Below are 20,553 nucleotides of genomic sequence, written 5' to 3' on the forward strand. Positions count from 1 at the left end.
AAAATAATTATTGAACAGTGTTTAAATTTATTACAGCGTTAAATAACTAGTTCATATAGAGGAGAAGAAATATGGGAATTACTAAAAGAAGACAACAGGAAAAAGAAATTATTAAAAAAAAGATAATAGATGCCGCAAGAGAAATATTAGTTAAAGAGGGTTATGAAAATTTATCTATTAGAAAAATTGCAAATAAGATAGAATATTCCCCAGGAATTATCTACCACTACTTTAAAGATAAAGCTGAGATAGTGACTTTTATTGTAGAGGAGGGCTATGGGAATATATTAAAAACCATAAGTTCTATTCCTGTGGATAGTGAAAATCCAGATAAGACAATGGAAAATACGCTAAGGGCATATATTGAACTTATGTTAGAAATACCTGAACAATTTAGGGCTATTTTAATGAATGATATTGAAGGTATTCAGGATAAAGTAAATATTTTAGAACAGGGAATTAGGGAGAAGAGAAAAAGCATAGGAGAACTTTGTAAGTTAATAGAAATGGGAATTGAAAAACATAAATTCAGAAAAATGGATATAGAACTTACTGCTCAAATAATATTAACATCCACTCAAGGGCTTATTTCTAGATTGATACTAGAAAAAAATATATCTGCTCAACAAAAGGAGAGACTTATAAATCACAACATTGAAATCATTATTAAAGGATTATCTAATAAATAAATGTTCTATAACAATTTCTAAGCGTTAGTGAGAATAAAGGTTCCATCTGAAGCCAAGAATTCTGTTTATTCGAATAAGGGGGAGAAAATTTATGAAAACACTTATAGTTTATGGATCTAAACATGGATGTGTGGAAAAATGCAGTAAAGATTTAAAAAACAAACTTCATGGGGAAGTTGTAATTGCGGACATAAAAAAAGGAAATGTACCAGATATAAATTTATTTGACAACATCATTATTGGAGGATCAGTTTATGTAGGAAAAATTCAAAAAGAAATAACTAAATTTTGCTCTCAAAATATTAATAAATTAAAAGAGAAGAAAATTGGACTATTCATATGCGGAATGATAGATGAGGAAAAAGGAAAGGAAGAGCTTAATAATGTTTTCACAGAAGAATTGTTATCTAATGCTGTTGCTAAAGGGTATTTTGGAGGAGAAGTTATTTTTAGCAAAATGAATTTCTTTGAGAGATTCATAATTAAGAAATTATGTAAAACTGATAAAGATATGTCTAATATATTATATGAGAATATTAATAAATTTGCACAAATGATGAATGATTAATTTAATATAAGGGGTGGTTAAAATTAAATCTTTTTTAAAAATTATAGTATCTATAGTTATTGTTGTGGCTTTAATTTTTACAGGGGGAATAATTTTTCTTACTAGAGGACTTAAAGCTGGAAGCGAAGTAGTAATTAATAATGTTAATGTATCATCCTTAAATGATGGTGTGTATAGTGGAGAATATAAGGGCGGAAGATGGACTAATTCTGTAAATGTAAGCATTAAGAATCACAAAATCACAAAAATTGATATAGTAAAAGATGTTCTTTTTAAAAAGGATGATGTTAGAGAAAAATTATTTAATAGGGTAATAGAAAAGCAAAATGTAGAAGTAGATGCTATTTCAAGTGCTACAGTTACAAGTAAAGCTTATTTAAAATCTATTGAAAATGCACTAAAAAAATAACAGGTTATCTGGTACTAGAATGAGTTATAAAATAAAGTTTTCAACTAAGAGTGAGGTAATGTAAAAAGAGGAAAGTTTACAGGGAGGTAGATTATGATTAAGAATGATAATAAGAGTTTGTATATACTTACCTTTTTAATTATTATTTTAGGCATTCTAGTATCAGTAACAGGTCTTTTATATACAACAGGTGGTAAATCATTTGATTTTGTGAATCAATATGGTGATACAGTAAAAATATATGGCAATGGACTGTATGCACGTGATTCTTATTTTATGGCACCTATATTTCGTGGAACGGACTTTACAATCATATGTTTTGCTATTCCAACTTTAATAGTATCATTGATACTAGACATGAAAAATAAAAAATTGAAAAATCGATTGTTCTTAATATCTGTAATTTCATTATTTACTTATTATTCTGCAAGTATAGCATTTGGCGTAACATATAATATGTTGCATTTAGTGTATATAGCACTTTTTTCAGCCAGTTTTTTTGGATTGATTATTGGGATTAAAAGCATAGATAGTAACCAAATAGCAGAGAGGATGAAAGATAAATTACTTGGCAAAGGAATTTATATATTTTTAGTTTTAACAGGAGTTGCATTAATTGTAGCTTGGCTTCCCGATATCATTAATTCATTAGTTTTAGGTCGTTCTTTACAATTAATTGAAGTGTACACAACACAAGTTACATATGTTTTAGATATAGGTATCATTGCTCCTGTTGCTTTTATTTGTTTGTTTCAATTAAAAAAACGAAATGGAATAGGATATGTTTTATTAGAAGTGTTATTAACAGTATGCAATTTTATAGGAATAATGATTCCAATTCAAACATTATTTCAATTAAGGGTAGGAATTTTACTTCCAGTTGAGGTTGTTGTAACAAAAGTAGTAACTTTCGTTCTCTTATCAATATTAGCATTATATTTCAATATAAAATTTTTTCAGAATATGGAATAGATAAAGATTTATTGTTTATGACCAAGTAATACAGGATATTAATAAATTAAATAAATGGATTAATTTAATGCTTAACTTTAGATTAGAGAGTATTCTCTAGTCTTTTATTTTGTTCATTTTTTTATCCAATATTAAATAACCTAAAACATTTCTATATTTAACGAAATCAGAAAGGACTTTTGTAATGTATATGAAAATAATAAATAAAAACACAAAAATACCCAAGATTTCATTTTAATAGTCGAAAATAATAAAAGACAATTAATGGTGATAATTACTTTCGAATAAATTAAGTGCCATTTAAGTATTAGGGCATATAGTCATCAGATAAAAATGGAGGATTAATTGATGAAAAAATTAAATGCATTAAAACCACCAGTAGAGATTTTTTATGAAGAAGAACTTAAAGCTTTAGAAGAAAATGATAAAGATCCTAAGCCTAAAAATTGGAGGTTATCTCCAAAGGCTGTGAAAACTTTTATATTGGGAAGTAGTAGATCAATTGAGTATAATGGAAAAAAAGTTAAGATAAAGAAAAAGTTTTATGGAGATGATAGTCTTATAGAGAGATGCATAATAACTTTAGCAGGAAATAGAGGACTTATGCTTGTAGGTGAACCTGGAACTGCAAAGACCATGCTTAGTGAGCTTTTAAGTGCAGCTATTAGTGGTACAAGTACTAATACAGTGCAGGGAACAGCGGGGACTACTGAGGATATGGTTAAGTACAGTTGGAATTATGCCATGCTTTTAGGTAAAGGACCTACCAAGGAAGCCTTAGTACCTTCACCTCTTTATGTAAGTATGAGCAAAGGAATAATAACTAGATTTGAAGAGATAACTAGATGTCCTTCAGAAGTACAAGACAGTTTAATAAGTATAGTTAGTGATAAGGTTTTAAACATACCAGAGCTAGGTGATGAAGGGCTTTTATTTGCACAACCAGGATTTAATATTATTGCTACAGCTAATATAAGAGACAAGGGTGTAAATGAAATGAGTAGTGCCCTTAAAAGAAGATTTAACTTTGAAACTATATTCCCTATAAATGATGTGTCTTTAGAAGCTAAGATCATTGAACAAGAAGTACAAAAGCTAGTAGAAGAGTCAGAAATTAAAGTAAAAATAGATAGAGATGTCGTTAACTTATTAGCAACTACTTTCCATGAACTAAGAGAAGGTGTTACAGCAGAGGGAAACAGAATAGATAAGCCTAATGCGGTTATGAGTACTGCAGAAGCTGTATCTGTATGTTATCAAACAGCTATGAGCTCTTACTATTATGATAAGTCAAAAATGAATGTAGATTCTATGGTTCAAAATATATTAGGAACTGTGCTTAAAGAAAGTAGAGAAGACATAGATAAGCTGAAGAATTACTTCAACATTATTGTAAAATCTAAAAGCTTAAAAGAAGGTGGATTATGGAAGGACTTTTACGAGGCAAGGAAATGGATAAAATAGAAGAGATATATAAAACAGCATATAACTTATGTAGTAATATAGTGTATTTTCCAGTAAGACATCACAGTCCGGCTTGTTCTTTTCATTTGAAGAAAGTAATAGAAGCTTACAATCCAGAGATTATTTTGATAGAAGGGCCTTCAGATGCTAATTCAGTAATACCTTATATTGCTCATGAGGATACAGAGGCGCCTGTATGCATTTATTATAGCTATACGGATGAAAAAAAGTTAGTTACAGAAGAAGGAGAAAAGTATAAATGTTATTATCCTTTTTTAGACTATTCTCCAGAGCTTTTAGCCATAAGAGAAAGCAGGAAAAGAAATATTTCATCTGAATTTATAGACCTTCCTTATGCCGAAATTTTAATAAATAGTGAGGAAGGGAAAGGGCTTAGAAAAACTGAAGAAAAGAATTCTTATAGTGATGATTACTTATTTCAAAGGAGCAAATTTATAAATTCTCTTTGTGAAAAACAAGGGTGTAGAAGTTTTAATGAATTATGGGAAATGTTATTTGAAATAGATGGTTTAAAAATACAAACAGAAAGTTTTATAAAAAACATGATAGCATTTTGCTATCTTTCTAGATGTTTTGAAAGTGAGGAGATGCTTAAGGAAGATGGATGTATTTCTAGAGAAAAATACATGGTTTCTAAAATAAGAGAATTTTCCTCAAAGTATAATAAAATTTTAGTAGTAACAGGAGGATTTCATACTTCAGGACTTATACAACTTTCTAAAGAAAATACAGAGGTTAAATTACATAATATTAGTGAAAAGAATATAGGAGCTTATGCTATGGTGTATTCCTTCGAAGAAAGTGATCAATTAAGTGGATATGCTAGTGGCATGCCTTATCCAGCTTTTTATCAAAGAATATGGAATAATCTATGGGAAAATATTGAAAAACCATATGAAAAAGCGGTACTACATTTTATAGTAAAGTGCGGAAGAAATATAAGAAACTCAGTAGGTGGGTTGTCTACTGCAGATGAAATTGAAGCACTAAATATGGCAAAGGGACTTCAAGTTCTCAGAGGTAAATCAGAATGTGGAGTGTATGAACTTCAAGATGCAGTAAAAGCTTCCTTTATCAAAGGCGAACTAAATATGGCATCAGATGCTCCACTATTAGATTTATTAAAGCTCTTAAGAGGAGGCGGCATGGGATGTCTTTGTAGTAATGCAGAAGTGCCACCTATTGTTTTAGATTTTAGACAACTTTGCAGTAAATATAAGATAAAGGTTAACAGTACTTTAAAGCAGGAAATAGTTTTAGATCTTTATAAAAACCATAAGCATAAGGAAATAAGTCAACTTTTTCATAGGATGAAGTTTTTAAATACAAGTTTTTGTTTAAATACTAAGGGGCCAGATTTCATAAATAAAAAGAATGTAAATCTTATAAGGGAAACTTGGAATTACAAATGGAGTGTTAATGTAGAAAGTAGTTTAATTGAAAACTCAGTACATGGTGGAACCGTAAAAGAAGCAGTAGAATCTTTGCTTTTAAAAAAGTTATCTAGCAATACAAGTGATAGCAGTGTTATGTCAGAAGGACTTATAGAAGCTTTTATGATGGGATATAATAATATTCTTTTAAATACTATAGCTGCTATAAAAGATATAGTTATAAATGATAACAATTTTTATTCTGTAGCTGAGTGCACATACAACATCTATTTTTTATATAGCGGCAATATGTTGTTTTCAAATTCACAGGATGAAAATCTAAGCAAGCTTTTAATTCAATGTTATAACAAAGCAGTAACTCTAGTTCCAGAACTTTATGCGGTACCAGGAGAAGAGGAAAATAAGGTTATAGATAAGTTGAAGAATTTATATCATATATGTTTAGAGGAAGAATTTGAAGCGCATAGGGACATATTTAAAGAGGCGCTATTTTCTATTACAAATAAAGCATCTACAAATGCAGCAGTAGAAGGAGCGGCTTTAGGTTTATTACTTGGGCTTAATGAAGTGGATACTTGTTATATATTAAAAAAGGCAGAGGGGTATCTTTATGGTACTGGAGAGAAATTTTTAAATTCAGCTATCTTCTTAAAAGGATTATTTTCTACAGCAAGAGATGTGGTTTTAAGTGAAGAAAAAATGATTAGAGGAATAGATAATGTATTAAAAAATCTTAGGGAAGAAGATTTTTTAAGGCTTTTACCTGAACTTAGACTTTCCTTTAGCTTCTTTGCTCCTAATGAAATAGATCAGATAGGTAAAGCTATAAGTGAGAATTATGGTATAAGTGAAAGAAAGCTGTTTGATGTAGAAGCAGTACAGCCAGAAGAATTAAATTTAGCTATAGAGCTTGATAAATTTGGGAAAGAAGCTTTGAGGGAGTTGGGATTATTAGATGAGTAAAGATATAAGCACACTTAATAGGTGGAGATTAGTTTTAGGAAAGTATTCTAACAACAACTTAAGTTTCTCAGAGGATAATATAAACTATGCAAATATGGATACTTTACTAGAATTTTTATATGAAAGAGAGTATGGGGAAGAAAGAGGAGTAAGAAGTTATAGAAGGTTAGGGGATTTAAATCCATCAAGTCTTACAGTACCACAGTGGATTACGAAGATAAAAGAATTATTTCCTAAAGAAACAGTAGAAATATTAGAAAAACATGCTTTAGATAAATATAACTTAAAGGAATTACTTACAGATAAAACTGTTCTTGAAAAGTTGGAGCCAAATCCAGAGCTTTTAAAGAGTATTCTTCAAATGAAGCATCTTATGAAGGGTGAGGTTTTAGAAACTGCAAGGAAAATAGTAAAGGTTACAGCGGAGGAAATAGCTAAAAAGTTGGAGCAGGATATAAAGACAGCTATTAATGGTAGACTGGATAGAAATAAATACGGTAGCATAAATTCTGCTCGAAACTTAGATTTTAAAAGAACAATAAAACAAAATTTAAAGAATTTTAATAGAGAATTAAATACTCTTGTAGTGGATAGGATCTACTTTAATAAGAGAGTAAAACCTTCTAATCCATGGAGAGTAGTAATTGCAGTAGATGAAAGTGGAAGTATGTTGGATTCAGTTATTCATAGTGCTATTATGGCAGGTATATTTTCTAAATTACCTATGCTGAAAATAAATTTAGTTATATTTGATACGGAAATAGTTGACCTTACAGAGTATGGAGATGATGTGGTACAGACCTTAATGAGTATTCAATTGGGTGGAGGAACTCACATATCTAGAGCTCTTCAGTATTGTGGCAGCTTAATGGAGAACCCACATAAAACCATAGTAATATTGGTAACAGACCTTTATGAAGGGGGAAGTTATAAAACTATGTATGCTAGAGCAAAGGATATAATTGAGTCTGGAGCAAAGCTTATAATACTTCCTGCCCTTGGTATAGATGCAGAGCCTGTATATGATAGAGGTGCTGCAGAAAGAATGGTGGCTTTAGGTGCAAATGTAGCTGCTGTAACTCCAGGAGGATTAGCAAAATGGATAGCAAAGATAATTTCTTAAAGGAAATAGGAGAGATTTTGTTAACTATAGATGATGAACTTTTAATAGGAATAAGTAATAAAGGTATATTTAACAGAGCTAAAAAAGATTTAGAAAAAATCAAGGATATAAAAGTAGAAATAGAAGAGACCACACTAAAATGTATTTTAGAGGATGGAACAGAATGCGTAATAAATGAAGATATTAAATCGTATAAGTGTTCTTGTCCTTCAAGAACTACATGTAAGCATGTAATAATGTGCTATTTGTATTTAAAAAGTAATTTTAACTCTTTGCTTGGTGTAGAAAAAATCAGTTTAAATGAAAATGAAGAACATAAGAAATTTGACTTTGGAAAGCTTTTAAATATAAGAATTGAAAATCTATCAAAGCTTATAGGAGAAAAGTCTTTTAATGAAATAGTAAAAAGAATTAATTTTGGTGTGGAAGCACATATAGAGGAAGCATCAGTGCTTACTGTAGATTTTAAAGATGAGGATTATTTGGTAAAATTCATTCCTAGTATTAAAGAAGAAATATCACCAAGAGAAATTTTAGAAGAGGCTACATGCTCTTGTAAAAGTAAAGATATTTGTAGGCATAAGGTAGAAGCATTAGTTCAGTATGAAATTTTTAAAGGATTTATAAGAAAAGAAGAATTAATGGTTTTAAATAAAAAGTCTAGTTCTGAAAAGAAGCTTTTAATGGAAGGGGTATTTTTAGTTAAAAAACTTATGGAAGAGCTTTTGTTTGTAGGAATATCTAGGCTTCCAAAAAGTATTATAGATAAAATAGAGAGTACAGCGGTACTATGTCACAATTATAATTTACCTAATTTAGAAAAAATGCTTAGAGGAATTAAAAATGAAGTAGAACTTTATATAAATAAAAATGCTTCATTTTCAATAGCTTCCTTAAGAAAAAGAATAAGTTATACATACACCACTGCTTTAGCTATAGAAAATTGTAAGGATGAAGTGAAGCTTTATAAGTTATGTGGAGAACATAAGTCAACTTATTATGATATACCACAGATTACTCTGTATGGAATTGGAGCAGAGGCTTGGAATTCTAAATCAGGATATGAGGGAATTACATATTATTATTTTGAAGAAAATATAGGAGAAATATTTACATATACAAATTCAAGACCAACCTATTATGATACAGAACAAAGAAGCTACAAAATGGCTTATAGAGAAGTACCAAGTTGGGGTATAGAAGGTAGTTTAGATGAGATATCGCAACATATAATAAGACTTAATAAGGGGAAAATTAATGATGAGAGAAGAATTTCTTCTAGCGAACAAAGTAAGGGAGAACTTTTAGAAAAAACTGATATATATAAGTTAAACTTTAAACAGATATTTATAGATAACTGGCAGCATCTTTTACAAGTATTTTCTAAACAAAATAGTAATGTATATATTATTAAAATTGCAAGCTATGGAAAAAGTTCTTTTGATAATATAAATCAAAGATTTATATTGCCTATTTGTGATAAAGAAAAAAATATTATTTATATAGAGATTGATTACTCTAAAGAAAGAAAAAAAATGATACAAAACTTTGAACGAATGGAAAGAATAAAAAAGTATCCTGATAGAGTTCTTGTACATGCTTATTTAAAGGAAGGTGAAGTTAAAGTTCTACCTATTGTAGCTTATTATGAAAATGGAGATATAGTGAATTTAACTTTAAATAAGATTTAGCTATTTAGCGGTATTTAGAAAATGTTGTAAGGAGTTTGTTTTATGGGAAAGTACGATAATTTATACTTACTTATTGAAGACATTGAAGGCTTAATGGAAAGCATGCTTATAAGTGGTTTTAATGTGATAAACACAAGTGTATTAGATAATATGACTGAGATTTATGAGCATTGTGAAAGAGTTGGACTAAGCTTTGCTAGTGAAACTCTTAAAGACATTGTACAAGCTCAAGAGAAAAAAAGACATGACATGAACTACAATTGTGAAGAAAGTATGAGTAAATACTTCTTATTAAGCAATTATATAGAAGTTATTAAAGGTAAATTAAATATAGAAAAAGCAAAAGAACAGATGGAAGTTAGGAATACGTTAATATAACATATGAATTGAGGTTAGGTAAGTGAATTGCTTTATTGAATTTCATATTAATAATGAAGATAAGTTTAAAAAGCTACAAGACTTTTATTATGCCATAAAATTAAGTAAAGAAGAAGAAAAAATTAAATCAGAAGATTTGAAATGGATTGATTATTTTGATGAAGATACTCTTATGAAATTTTGGTGGCCTTCATCGGAGGAGATTGAAGAATATGTAAAGTTATGGGAGCGAACTCCAGTAGAAGAACGCTTTACGTGTGAAAAATTACAGCATCCATGGGATTTTGAATCAATGATAGATGCATTTGCTAATGGAGAATATGACTTCATATCCTGTGAAAAGTTATCTGAAAGAAAAGGCAGAATTGAATATAATCCATGGTCTTGGCCATATGGGGGAGCTGATTCTTTTAGGGCATTGATAGAATATCATGGATTTAAAATACTTAGAGAAAATATTTAATTGAAGAAACTACTAAAATTATAGGGAGAAGAACAATGAAGGCAGATTTTTATGATAAATATTTTGATGAATTAAATGAAGAGCAAATCGCTGTGTTAAAAAGAAGAGATATTACAAAAGAAAATATGAGTGAATATTCATATATTGCTGATGAGAAAGGAAATATAAAAACAATTATTACAGATAAAATGATTAGAAATATAATTGAAAAACTTGGCATTGATGAATTACCAAAAAGTTACATAGAATATTTAAAAACTTACGGAGATGGTGGCTGGGGAGAGATTTGGATTTACGGAATTTTTAAGTGGACAGATAAGGTTGATTCAAGATTACTTGATATTACTTTGAGGTATAGAGAGGAATACAATTTAAAAAAAGAATTCATTTGTATAGGTATAGGCTGGGGCTGTGATGGAATTGTTTTTTTCTTTGATACAAGTAGAATGTGTGATGGTGAATGTCCAGTTGTAGCATTTAATAAGTGGAGCAAGCAATTTAATGAATATGCTGATAATTTCAATGAATTTGTGAAAAAATACATTGCAGACGGAATAAATTGGCATATACAAAATGATAAAGAAATAGAAGAAGAAAAAAATGTAATTAAGCTTATAGAAGGGACAGGCTATAAATGCAGTTGGCTTGTTTTAAAAGGTACAACAAAGCAAAAATTAGAAGAGGTTTTAAAGCTTTCAAAAAAGAAAAAAATGACATGGGATAAAGGGCTTGAATTTGTTTATGATGTATCTAAAATTAGTGAACATCGAGTTTTTATAAGTAGCAAGTATAATAGCAAAATTTACATAGTTGGAAATGGATTGTTTAAAATGGCAAATAATCCAGATTGGCTATTAGAGTTGGGGAAAATATGCAAGGAAGTATGCTTTTATCTTACAGAAAGAGTTTCAGAAACACATTGTTTTGCAAAAATTAGTAAAGGAGAAATAAGAAGATTTTATTTTTGTAATGAAGATGAAATAATTAGTATAGGAAAAATAACACCAATAGAAAAACAATTAAAGGTAAAATTTCCTGCTAATTTTAATGAAGCATTTGATGGTAAACATACCCAAATTAATGAAGAACATATTATTCAAATTGCTAATAAGTGGTCGCCAGAAGATATAAAAAATTATCCATATAAAGATGTAATAGTTGGTTTGATTTAAGATTTCCAAAAGATATATGAATGAAAGTATAGTTAAAGTTGGTGAATTTATGAGTAGAGGAATATCAATCTATTATAAGTTAATAAGTAAAAATAATAATAAAATAATATATGGATATTCAGGAGGCATTAGTATTGAATAATGATGTAAATATAAAACCATTTGATAAGATGGTGGAGTATGGAATAGTTTCTACTGTTGAAGATGAGAAAAAGATTATTAGGCAGATTAATAAATATCTTAGGTCAAAAGAAATAAAAAATTTACGAAAAGAAACTGATAAGTCGATGTTAGAGGCAAGGTACCCATTTAATTATAATTATTTTTATTGGCAAGGAACAAAACGAGGTAGTATTGGACAAGGGTCTATTTGGCATTTAGAATTGTTAGCTAATAAAGATATAAATGGAAAAATGCAGTTCCCGGAGAGGGAAGATATTGCTTTTTTCTTTTTGGTAATAAAACATAATGTTAATTTAATGTCAGAAGAAACTAATGATGGAAGAGATAAATTTTTTCAGGGTTTGATTGAAGCAATAGATTTCCCAGTTGAAATTGTATATAATTATGTCCCATATGAGGAACGAAGAAACAATGAAGAATATTTAGAACATTTATTTAGAAAAGATTTTGAATAAGACTAACATAAGACATGAAACATTTTTCTGTTATAGCTGTTGTTCTTTCCAGTGTGTATTTTTTATTTATTATTGCTTCAATAGTTGTTCTTTTAATAATACATAAATGATATTGGAATAAATAATTTAAGCAAAAATTTTGTGAAAAAATTTCTAGAAGAATATAAAGATTGGTGCTTAGAATAAAGAGAGGGGAAATTTATAATGGGATTACAAGATCATTTAATAGATAAAATAAGCAATGTACTATTAGAGCTAGGACTATCAGATGAAGTTATTTATAGTTTTGAAGAGTATATGGAGGGAAATTTAGAAGAAGAGGAATTTTTTAAAAACCTTCCTTATATAGATATGGGCTATTTAAAAGCAGATTTAGTAGAACAAATAGTAAATACATATAGATCTTTAGAGAAATATAAAGATTATGAGTATTTTTCAAAGTACATAAAAATATTATTCCAAATAGGAAAAGTATCTGTATTTTCAATTATAGATAAGACAAATTATAGTTATTATAGAGAGCAGGATTGTAAGAAATTTTTAAAATATAATTTAAATCCAGCTTTTGTCATAGCATATTATGCTAGTGGTATTACAAAAGAAGAAAGTTCTCTAAACCGTGGGTTTATTAAATTTTATGATAGCATTTATGAGGAACACAAAGATGCATTTAAAGAAGCCTTTCACATGAGTAAAATAAATGACCAAGTGATTATAGCAACTTATTTAATTCATAAAGAAAAAGATAAAGAGCTTTGTAGTTGGCTAGAGGAAGACATACTTAACTCAATAGAAGCTCTATTTAATAAGAATATATCTTCAGAAGAATTAGATGTTTTGATTAAATATTTAAAAGGTGAATCTTCAAAGTTAGAAGAAACAATAGAACTATTAAAAAGCAATAATAGTTTGGCTTTAAATATTGATACATATATTTTAAAGTTCCTTGTAGGAATTAGCACTACTATTTCTGATGAATCAACTATGGCAAATAGATTTATTAAATTTGCTATATTATTTGATTATGAAAAAGCTTTTAATGGTTTATATAATTATCTTAAATATAATAGGTATAACAAAATTATAAAGCTTACAGAGAAGCTACAAATAAAAAAAGAACTGTATATTGCATGGATGGGCGAGATAAATACTCGATATAACAGTTTTTATTTTGAAAAAGAGTTAAAAGAAGAATTAGATAAAAATAAAGAAGAATTTATAAAGGCACTTACAATGTGTAGTAGTATTAACAAAGCTTATATGGCCTCACTTCTTTGGAAAAGTGGAGAAGGTTTAGAATTTGTAAGTGAGGGTGAAGAGGTTTTTATTCATGAATTTTCTGCTGTTATGGATCAATTAAATATTGAAAAAGATGTTTATGAAAACTTTATTGAATATTTAAGAGATAATATTTCTTTTGATAATATAAGTGAAAGCTTAAAAGGATTATTAGGAAAAAAAGATATATATCTGTATAATTGTATGCTTGATGAAGTACTATTTTGGTTAAAAGATGTATCTCCTATGTTTGAAAGAGCTATGAAAATATTTATTGCTATAGGAAATTGTAAAATATTAAATCACATATATCATGGTTATAAAAAATTTAAAGGTATAAGTAATAAAGATGAAGATTTAAGTTCTTTTATAGAATTATTAGATAGCTATGGTGCTTCAATTAGTAATTATCTATCCTTTTTAGGAACTGAGGCTTCCTATTATGCAGGAGCTAGTGATGAAGCAAAGGGTATTATTGCAAAATTAATTGAAAAGGATGAAGAAGAAGTTATAAAAAACATACCTTATTGTCAGTCTGAAATAAGAGAACGTCTTTTAGAAATATTATTTAAGCATTGTGATGATTCTAAAGGTACAAAAGTTCTTATAGAGTATTTGGGCGATTCTTCAAAGGTTGTAAGGGAAAAGGTTATAGAACTTTTGACTTTAAGTGAAAAAACTCATGAAATGATAATACCTAGTTTAAGTGCAAAAAAACAAATAGTTAGAGAAGCAGCAGTAAAAATACTTTCAAAAAGCAGTAATGAAAAAGTAATTGAAGCATTAAATAAAGCCTTAGAAGTAGAAAAAACTGAAAAAATAAAAATGCTATTAAGAGAAGTTTTAAATGTGGAAAGTGATTTAGAAGAAAATAGCGAAGAATTAGATATTTTAGAGTACTGTAAAAAAGCTTTAAAAGGTAATAAAGCATCAGGGTTGAAGTGGTTAAATTATGATACCTTACCAAAGGTAAGGCTTAAGGATAGTGAAGAAATTGCAGAAGATGAAATTATAAAATATATGCTTATATGTTACTCATCCTGTATTGAAATAGGATTAAGTAGTGAAGCAAGAATGGTAAGTGAACTTTTAGATAAAAAAGATTTATCAAAACTTGCTTTAGAAGTTTTAGAAAGATGGCTTAATGGTGGTGCTGAGAGCAAGAAAAAATGGGTACTTCCTTTTGCATCTGTTTATGGAGATTACAATGTAATTAGCTTACTAAAAAAGAATATAGAAGAGTGGCCAAAAAATTCAAGAGGGGCTATAGCTAGTGAAGGAGTAAAAGCACTTGCACTTAATGGAAGCAATGAGGTAACTAACAGTTACAAATAAGTTATAATAAGTTATAAAACATTAACAAAATTAATAACTTAGAAAATTGTTGACAGCCTCCCATGTTCGTAAAGAGCATGGAGTGATGTATGATATACATCCAAAATCCTTTGAATTGCTGGAACCCCCTAAAGCTAACTAAACTACAACGTAAGGATGAAATAAGCCTAGGCGTGATAGTTACGAAAGTAGAAAAAATTAGTTAGATGGCATAAGGTTAAATCCTAAGTGTTATAAAATGGGCAATCAGCAGGTAAGCCTCGAAAAGAGGAAACTTCAACGACTATCCTGTAATGGGAGTACACTACAAGCGGTTGGTAGTGGAAGTGGAGGACACCTTATATTAGTTGAGAGTTGAAAGTTGATAATTAAATATAAATTTTCATTCTTAATTTTCAATTTTTAATTTAATTGAGGTGATGATATAGTCTACGCTCATATGAAAGTATGAGAAGTTCATAAGTTTTACAAGACTTTGAGAACTGCTTAGTGGTAGCGATACTAAGTGAATTATGCATAAAACTTGTAGGGAGTTATAAGTATATAAAACACCAAGTAGTCTTTTTAATTTACCTTAATTTCATTATAATGCCTAGCAATTAGGAGATAATAATAATGGAAGGGAGGTGAGAATGTGATAAAGGCAATAAAAATAAGATTAAAGCCAACTAATGAGCAGGAAGTATTGATGTTTAAATCCGCAGGTTGTGCAAGATTTGCTTACAACTGGGGACTTTCAAAATGGGAAGAAATGAATAAAAACGGGTTTAAACCTTCAAAGGTAAAAATAAGAGCTGAATTTAACAATACAATTAAAAAGGATAGGGAATTTGTATGGTTAAAGGAGGTATCTGCTCAAGTTACACAACATGCTTTTGAAGATTTAAATGATGCTTATAATAATTTCTTTAAAGGTTTATCAAAACACCCTAAATTTAAAACTAAGAAAAGGTCAAGACAATGTTTTTATGTTAGATATGATGCTATTAAATTTAAAGATGGCAAGGTTAATTTAGAGAAAATAGGTAAGGTTAAATATAAAACTAATTATGACACTCCTAATTTACCCAAATATATTAATCCTAAATGCTATTTTGACGGAAAGTATTGGTATTTAACATTAGGATTTGAACACAACGAAAACCAAGTTGAGTTAAACAAGGATCTATCTGTTGGAATTGATTTAGGAGTTTCTAATCTAGCTATAGTAAATTGTTTAGATAAACCAATAAAAAACATTAATAAATCTATAAAAATTAGAAAGGTAAAAAAGAAATTAAAAAGATTACAAAGGCAAGTATCAAGAAAATATGAAGCAAATAAAAAGGGTAAGGAGTTTGTAAAAACTAAAAATATAATAAAGTTAGAAAAACAAATTAAGCTTATCCATAGAAAATTAAATAATATAAGACTTAATCATATACATCAAGCTACTAATAAGATAGTTAAATTAAAACCCTATAGAGTTGTTATGGAAGATTTGAATATCAGTGGAATGATGAAAAATAAACATTTATCAGAAAGCATACAGGAACAAAAATTTTATGAATTTATTAGGCAGATGAAATATAAATGTGAGTTTAACGGAATGGAATTTGTTGCAGCAGATAGATTGTATCCTTCAAGTAAAATTTGTAGCTGTTGTGGCAGTAAAAAAGAAGATTTAAAGTTAAAAGATAGAGTTTATGTATGTGATAAATGCGGCTTAGAAATAGATAGAGATAAAAATGCTTCAATTAATCTTGGTGCTTATAAAATAGCATAATTGGTGATTTAAAAAAATTATGTTATGTGTACCCTGCGTTGTGGGGGAATTTAAGTCCTTGGAGAATTACACCAAACTAGAGTAGAATAAGAAATTGTTTGAAATAGAATTCTATAAATAGGAAATGTTATTTAGCAATGAATAACATAAGTAAAATTTATATATTTATAACTTTTTATAAGTTTTATGCAACGGCTCTTATAATAGTAGACAATATAGCAAGAAAGTTTAAATTTAAGCAGGTTAAAAATGCTGCAGCTACTGCACTAAAATTTGCTTCTGAACAAATGGGGATAGATATGGAGGAACTTTCAGATAGAATAGTTCCAGATTTAGGCTTTGATATAAGAGGGGAAAGAGTTTTTGATTATGGAGAAAGAAAATTTATTGTAACTCTTACTCCAGAGCTTACCTTACAGGTACAAGATGAAAGTGGTAAAAAGTTTAAGAACCTTCCAACTCCAGGTAAAAAGGATGATGAAACTAAAGCAACAGCAGCGTCAAAAGAATTTAAAAACTTAAAGAAGCAATTAAAAACAGTAGTAAATATACAAGCTATTCGTTTAGAAATGGCACTATCTAGCAACAGAAAGTGGACAAAAGAATCTTGGGTAAAGCTTTTTGTTAACAATTCTATTATGCATAAATTTGCTATAGGTCTTGTATGGGGTGTTTATGAAAACAATGCTTTAACTCACAGCTTTAGATATATGGAAGATGGAAGTTTTAATACTAAAGATGAAGAGGAATATGAATTAAAGGATGGAATGGTAATAGGCATTGTTCATCCAATAGAATTAAATAGTGATGATATAGAGCTATGGAAGGAACAATTTGAAAACTATGAAATTAAACAACCTCTTGAACAATTAAGTAGAGAAGTATTTATAGTTACTGAAGAAGAAAAAAATAATAAAAAAGTAGAGCGTTTTGGAGGAATCAATTTAAATGGGTTATCTTTATTAGGAAAGTTAACTGGTTTTGGATGGAGTAGGGGATCAGTTGAAGACGCTGGTTGGTATTGTACTTTTTATAAGGAAGATAGTATTTTTAACATAGATGTTGAATTAAAGTTTAGTGGTGCAGGTGTAGGTTATGAAAATGAAGAAGTAACAGTATATGACTTAGCTTTTTATAAGGCAGGAACTGTATCAACATATTATTATACAAGTGAAATGTATAAACAGAATATTTTATCACCAGATAAACTTCCTAAAAGATTCTTTAGTGAAATTCTTTATCAAATAAATAAAGCAACTGCTTCAAAAACAGGAACTAATGAAAATTGGAAAGAGGAGAGATAAATTTAGTTGTTATAGAAGTGGAAGTAGTGAGAAGGGAATATATAAAATGAAAATTAAAGGAATTGTAAGATATATTTTTCAAAATGAAGTTTTTAAGGAAATAGATAAAAATACATTAACCATACTAAACAATATTAAAATTAGAGAATATAAAAAAATGGCATTTAATAAAGAAATAGATACATTAGAGTTCTCAAGACCTGTGATATTAGAAGATAGGGAATTTGGGTTAAACGGAAAAGATATTTTGAATAGTCATATATACAAAAGAGCAATTAAATTAATTGGGCAAAGACTACCAAAAGAATTTATATAAGGGGAAAATACATGATTAAAAAGTATACAATAGACTTTATTGAGGAAAAGAAAAAAGTAGAAAAGCTAGTAACTAAATTTGGGGGACAACCGGTTTGGGTAGATGGAGTCCAATGGCCTATTGATGAAGAAAATGGTGAACCTATGAGATTTATATGTCAAATAGAACTTTGCCATAAAATCTTTGGTGACAATAAACTTAAAATGGCCTATTTATTTGTTTCAGAAGAATGGAATAGCTATGTTTTAATATGTCAACAGTCAAAATCAGAGGTATTTACAAAAGAGATAATTGATGGTCCAAGTATTTATAGAATGATAAAAAAGAAGAAAAATGATGTGTTTTTATCTGAAGAACAATGTGAGTTTACAGTTAACTTAAATTTTGAAGAGGATTACGATTTTGTTCATCAAGCACCTTACTTTATAGATGAGGAACTTGTTTTTGAAGATAGTCCAGAAAACTATGATGAGGTATTAAAGGGAAATAAAATAGGTGGAACACCTTTGTTTTTAAATTGTGATGAACTTCCAGAGGAGGATACATGGAAGTTATTATTGCAATTAGATGCAACAAACATTCCATTTGCACTTAATTTTGGAGATGCTGGAATGGGATTTTTCTTTATAAATATGAAAGATGGTAGTTTGAAGTTTATTATAGAAAGTTGCTAATAGAAAATTAAAGAATAGATTGGAAGAAAATTATGTATATAAAAGATGATGAAAATGGAATGGAAAATCTCAAATTATTTATTGAAATGTGGGAAGGTAAAGCGTTACCCGAATATGGAATGTTAGATGAGGAAGTACCTAGATTTTTACCTAAACCATTAAGAGATCTTTATCTTTTTTCTGGTAAGTGGCCTCATCCAAGAAAGAAGGATGTTGGATATAGTGATCCATATGGAGATCAAAAAATTTTTGATAACCAGGATTTTCTGGTGGAAGTGGAAAGTTTAGAAAAAAAGAATGGCAAAGTAACGTTTCTTTTTGAAAACCAAGGAAATTGGACTTGTGAAGTTGAGGTAAATAATGATAATTCACCAGTATATAGTGATGCTGCTGAAGTTTGGGATGAAAATGCTTCAGGGCATGAGATTGTATGTGAGTCTCTTACAAATTTTTTAATTACTTATTGTTTACAAGAATTAGTGTTTGGCAGTAGGTATGTTGGTACAATAGAAGATAAATTGAAAATGGAACAAATTCTTAAAAATTCAGAACCGTTGTGGTTAGATGGTTTTTATGTTAACAAAGAACCAGATCATTCATTTTATATTTATAATCATAAATTATTGATTATGGATCATGGTGGTTTATGGTATGCATGCAATGATGAAAGTGCTTTAGCTTTAATAGTTTAAAGAGATGGCATTAATAAAAATTAAGATGATTTTTTGAGATACAAAGAAGAATACTTAATGGAAAAATAAATGTTGTAAAGGCGGACAACATTTGTCAGATTATAAATAATGAGAAAAAGGAGTAAAGATATATGGGTACAATTGCTATAAAACTAAATCCAGAAAAGCTTGAAAATGCAGATTTAGATTTAAGATATTTAATTCCAGATAGAATTGAGGAAGTTACAAAAGAAAGAGTTCAAGATAATGGATACGATTATAGTTCAGATGGTACAAATTCTATAATTATTTTCATGACCTCAGAAAATCCTGAAGAAGATGCAATTACTGTTTTAGAAATTTTAAAGAAAGAGAAGTTTTTAGAGAATGATATTTATAAATCAGGTATTATAGCTATTGCTGATGGCGATGGTGAAGATGAGAATGAATATAGGATAATTCATCCTAATAATTATGATGAAGAATTTAAGTTGTAGTTATATTCTATAGGATTATATCAGCACAGAATTAATTACTAATAATATTACATATTATACTAAAACTGTATAACTGGATTAATAAGTTATATGACTAAGGAGCTGAAAAATGAATTATTCAATTGATGGATTAGAATATTATGAAGAACTTGGAGAGTGGGGAGGATATATAACTGTAAAATGTTCACAATCTTTATTTAATAAAGATGAAATATCTTTGGGAGTTTATATGAAAGGTACAGAACGGCTTACGGAAGCAGAGTATAATGCTATAAATCATATAAAGATTAATTTTCCTGTGATTTATGAAAAAATACTAAAAGGTTTATATGAATGGTATAAAAGAGAATACATACCATCTGAAATATTTGACGAAGATACATCAGACTTCATACCTGTTAAATTTAATTGTTATGAAGATATACATAGATATATAGGAACACCAAATATAGAAATACTCCATGAATATACTAAAGAGGATAATGCTTATTTTTCAATCTATTTTTACGATAATTGTTTGTTATCTATTGAACATGGACTTACTGCATTATTCCATAAAAATAATATGATTGACATAGATGCAGCTGATACAGAAGCAGTAGTGAATTTTCTTGAATATTACGAAGAAGATTGTACTTTGTGGGAAAAAGATTTTTGGTTAATAAAATGGGAGCTTGGCAAAGATGAAAGTTTTGATGATGTAGATTTAATAAGGGAAAAGTGGCTCAAATAGTTTTAAACATAAAATAAGAATTAGGAGTTGAAAAA

At 28.6% G+C, this 20,553-nt stretch carries 21 protein-coding genes; all 21 read left to right on the top strand.

Going from position 1 to position 20,553, the window contains the following annotated elements:
- The first annotated feature begins 71 nt into the window (after positions 1-71).
- The 21 genes from T514_RS0109405 to T514_RS0109505 all read left to right on the top strand — a co-directional run bounded on the left by T514_RS0109405 (position 72) and on the right by T514_RS0109505 (position 20,518).
- Positions 72-689 (top strand): TetR/AcrR family transcriptional regulator, encoded by a 618-nt coding sequence (locus T514_RS0109405; RefSeq protein ID WP_027624545.1) that lies wholly within the window; start codon positions 72-74, stop codon positions 687-689.
- A 91-nt stretch (positions 690-780) separates the two neighbouring features.
- Positions 781-1,257: a flavodoxin domain-containing protein gene (locus T514_RS0109410; protein WP_027624546.1), complete on the top strand. Its 477-nt coding sequence runs from the start codon at positions 781-783 to the stop codon at positions 1,255-1,257.
- Between the two features lie 13 nt (positions 1,258-1,270).
- Positions 1,271-1,666 carry an FMN-binding protein gene (locus tag T514_RS0109415; protein WP_027624547.1) on the top strand — a complete coding sequence of 132 codons (396 nt, stop codon included), beginning with the start codon at positions 1,271-1,273 and terminating at the stop codon, positions 1,664-1,666.
- Between the two features lie 93 nt (positions 1,667-1,759).
- Positions 1,760-2,638 (top strand): hypothetical protein, encoded by an 879-nt coding sequence (locus tag T514_RS0109420; RefSeq protein WP_156939863.1) that lies wholly within the window; start codon positions 1,760-1,762, stop codon positions 2,636-2,638.
- Positions 2,639-2,986: 348 nt separating this feature from the next.
- Positions 2,987-4,102 carry an ATP-binding protein gene (locus T514_RS0109425; RefSeq protein WP_027624549.1) on the top strand — a complete coding sequence of 372 codons (1,116 nt, stop codon included), beginning with the start codon at positions 2,987-2,989 and terminating at the stop codon, positions 4,100-4,102.
- Complete coding sequence (locus T514_RS0109430; RefSeq protein WP_027624550.1) at positions 4,063-6,480, top strand: DUF5682 family protein; 2,418 nt, start codon at positions 4,063-4,065, stop codon at positions 6,478-6,480. The genes T514_RS0109425 and T514_RS0109430 overlap by 40 nt, the downstream gene beginning before the upstream one ends.
- A complete protein-coding gene (locus T514_RS0109435; RefSeq protein WP_027624551.1) occupies positions 6,473-7,603 on the top strand; it encodes a VWA domain-containing protein in 1,131 nt (376 codons plus the stop codon). The genes T514_RS0109430 and T514_RS0109435 overlap by 8 nt, the downstream gene beginning before the upstream one ends.
- Positions 7,579-9,294: an SWIM zinc finger family protein gene (locus T514_RS0109440; protein WP_027624552.1), complete on the top strand. Its 1,716-nt coding sequence runs from the start codon at positions 7,579-7,581 to the stop codon at positions 9,292-9,294. The genes T514_RS0109435 and T514_RS0109440 overlap by 25 nt, the downstream gene beginning before the upstream one ends.
- Before the next feature lie 42 nt (positions 9,295-9,336).
- Positions 9,337-9,672 carry a hypothetical protein gene (locus tag T514_RS0109445; RefSeq protein WP_027624553.1) on the top strand — a complete coding sequence of 112 codons (336 nt, stop codon included), beginning with the start codon at positions 9,337-9,339 and terminating at the stop codon, positions 9,670-9,672.
- Between the two features lie 22 nt (positions 9,673-9,694).
- Positions 9,695-10,135 carry a hypothetical protein gene (locus tag T514_RS0109450; RefSeq protein ID WP_027624554.1) on the top strand — a complete coding sequence of 147 codons (441 nt, stop codon included), beginning with the start codon at positions 9,695-9,697 and terminating at the stop codon, positions 10,133-10,135.
- 35 nt (positions 10,136-10,170) lie between these two features.
- The gene (locus T514_RS0109455) at positions 10,171-11,307 is read left to right on the top strand and encodes an SMI1/KNR4 family protein (RefSeq protein WP_027624555.1); all 1,137 of its coding nucleotides are present in this window, start codon (positions 10,171-10,173) and stop codon (positions 11,305-11,307) included.
- A 16-nt stretch (positions 11,308-11,323) separates the two neighbouring features.
- Entirely contained in the window at positions 11,324-11,449 is a 126-nt protein-coding gene (locus tag T514_RS27525) for a hypothetical protein (RefSeq protein WP_278246518.1), read from the top strand.
- Positions 11,442-11,945 carry a hypothetical protein gene (locus T514_RS0109465; protein ID WP_027624556.1) on the top strand — a complete coding sequence of 168 codons (504 nt, stop codon included), beginning with the start codon at positions 11,442-11,444 and terminating at the stop codon, positions 11,943-11,945. The genes T514_RS27525 and T514_RS0109465 overlap by 8 nt, the downstream gene beginning before the upstream one ends.
- A 204-nt stretch (positions 11,946-12,149) precedes the next feature.
- Positions 12,150-14,558, top strand: coding sequence for a HEAT repeat domain-containing protein (locus tag T514_RS24305; protein WP_051541979.1), 2,409 nt, complete (start codon positions 12,150-12,152; stop codon positions 14,556-14,558).
- 634 nt (positions 14,559-15,192) lie between these two features.
- The gene (locus T514_RS0109475; RefSeq protein WP_027624557.1) at positions 15,193-16,323 is read left to right on the top strand and encodes an RNA-guided endonuclease InsQ/TnpB family protein; all 1,131 of its coding nucleotides are present in this window, start codon (positions 15,193-15,195) and stop codon (positions 16,321-16,323) included.
- Between the two features lie 137 nt (positions 16,324-16,460).
- The gene (locus tag T514_RS0109480; RefSeq protein ID WP_027624558.1) at positions 16,461-17,627 is read left to right on the top strand and encodes a DUF4132 domain-containing protein; all 1,167 of its coding nucleotides are present in this window, start codon (positions 16,461-16,463) and stop codon (positions 17,625-17,627) included.
- 46 nt (positions 17,628-17,673) lie between these two features.
- Positions 17,674-17,943, top strand: a complete 270-nt coding sequence (locus T514_RS0109485) for a hypothetical protein (RefSeq protein WP_169735815.1) — start codon at positions 17,674-17,676, stop codon at positions 17,941-17,943.
- 11 nt (positions 17,944-17,954) lie between these two features.
- The gene (locus T514_RS0109490; protein ID WP_027624560.1) at positions 17,955-18,617 is read left to right on the top strand and encodes a DUF1963 domain-containing protein; all 663 of its coding nucleotides are present in this window, start codon (positions 17,955-17,957) and stop codon (positions 18,615-18,617) included.
- A gap of 32 nt (positions 18,618-18,649) precedes the next feature.
- Positions 18,650-19,309 (top strand): hypothetical protein, encoded by a 660-nt coding sequence (locus T514_RS24310; protein ID WP_051541980.1) that lies wholly within the window; start codon positions 18,650-18,652, stop codon positions 19,307-19,309.
- 131 nt (positions 19,310-19,440) lie between these two features.
- Entirely contained in the window at positions 19,441-19,785 is a 345-nt protein-coding gene (locus T514_RS0109500) for a hypothetical protein (RefSeq protein ID WP_027624561.1), read from the top strand.
- A 109-nt stretch (positions 19,786-19,894) separates the two neighbouring features.
- Complete coding sequence (locus T514_RS0109505; protein WP_027624562.1) at positions 19,895-20,518, top strand: DUF6985 domain-containing protein; 624 nt, start codon at positions 19,895-19,897, stop codon at positions 20,516-20,518.
- Positions 20,519-20,553 lie beyond the last annotated feature (35 nt).

Origin of the sequence: Clostridium lundense DSM 17049, assembly GCF_000619945.1 — a bacterium.
Taxonomy (GTDB): domain Bacteria; phylum Bacillota; class Clostridia; order Clostridiales; family Clostridiaceae; genus Clostridium_AO; species Clostridium_AO lundense.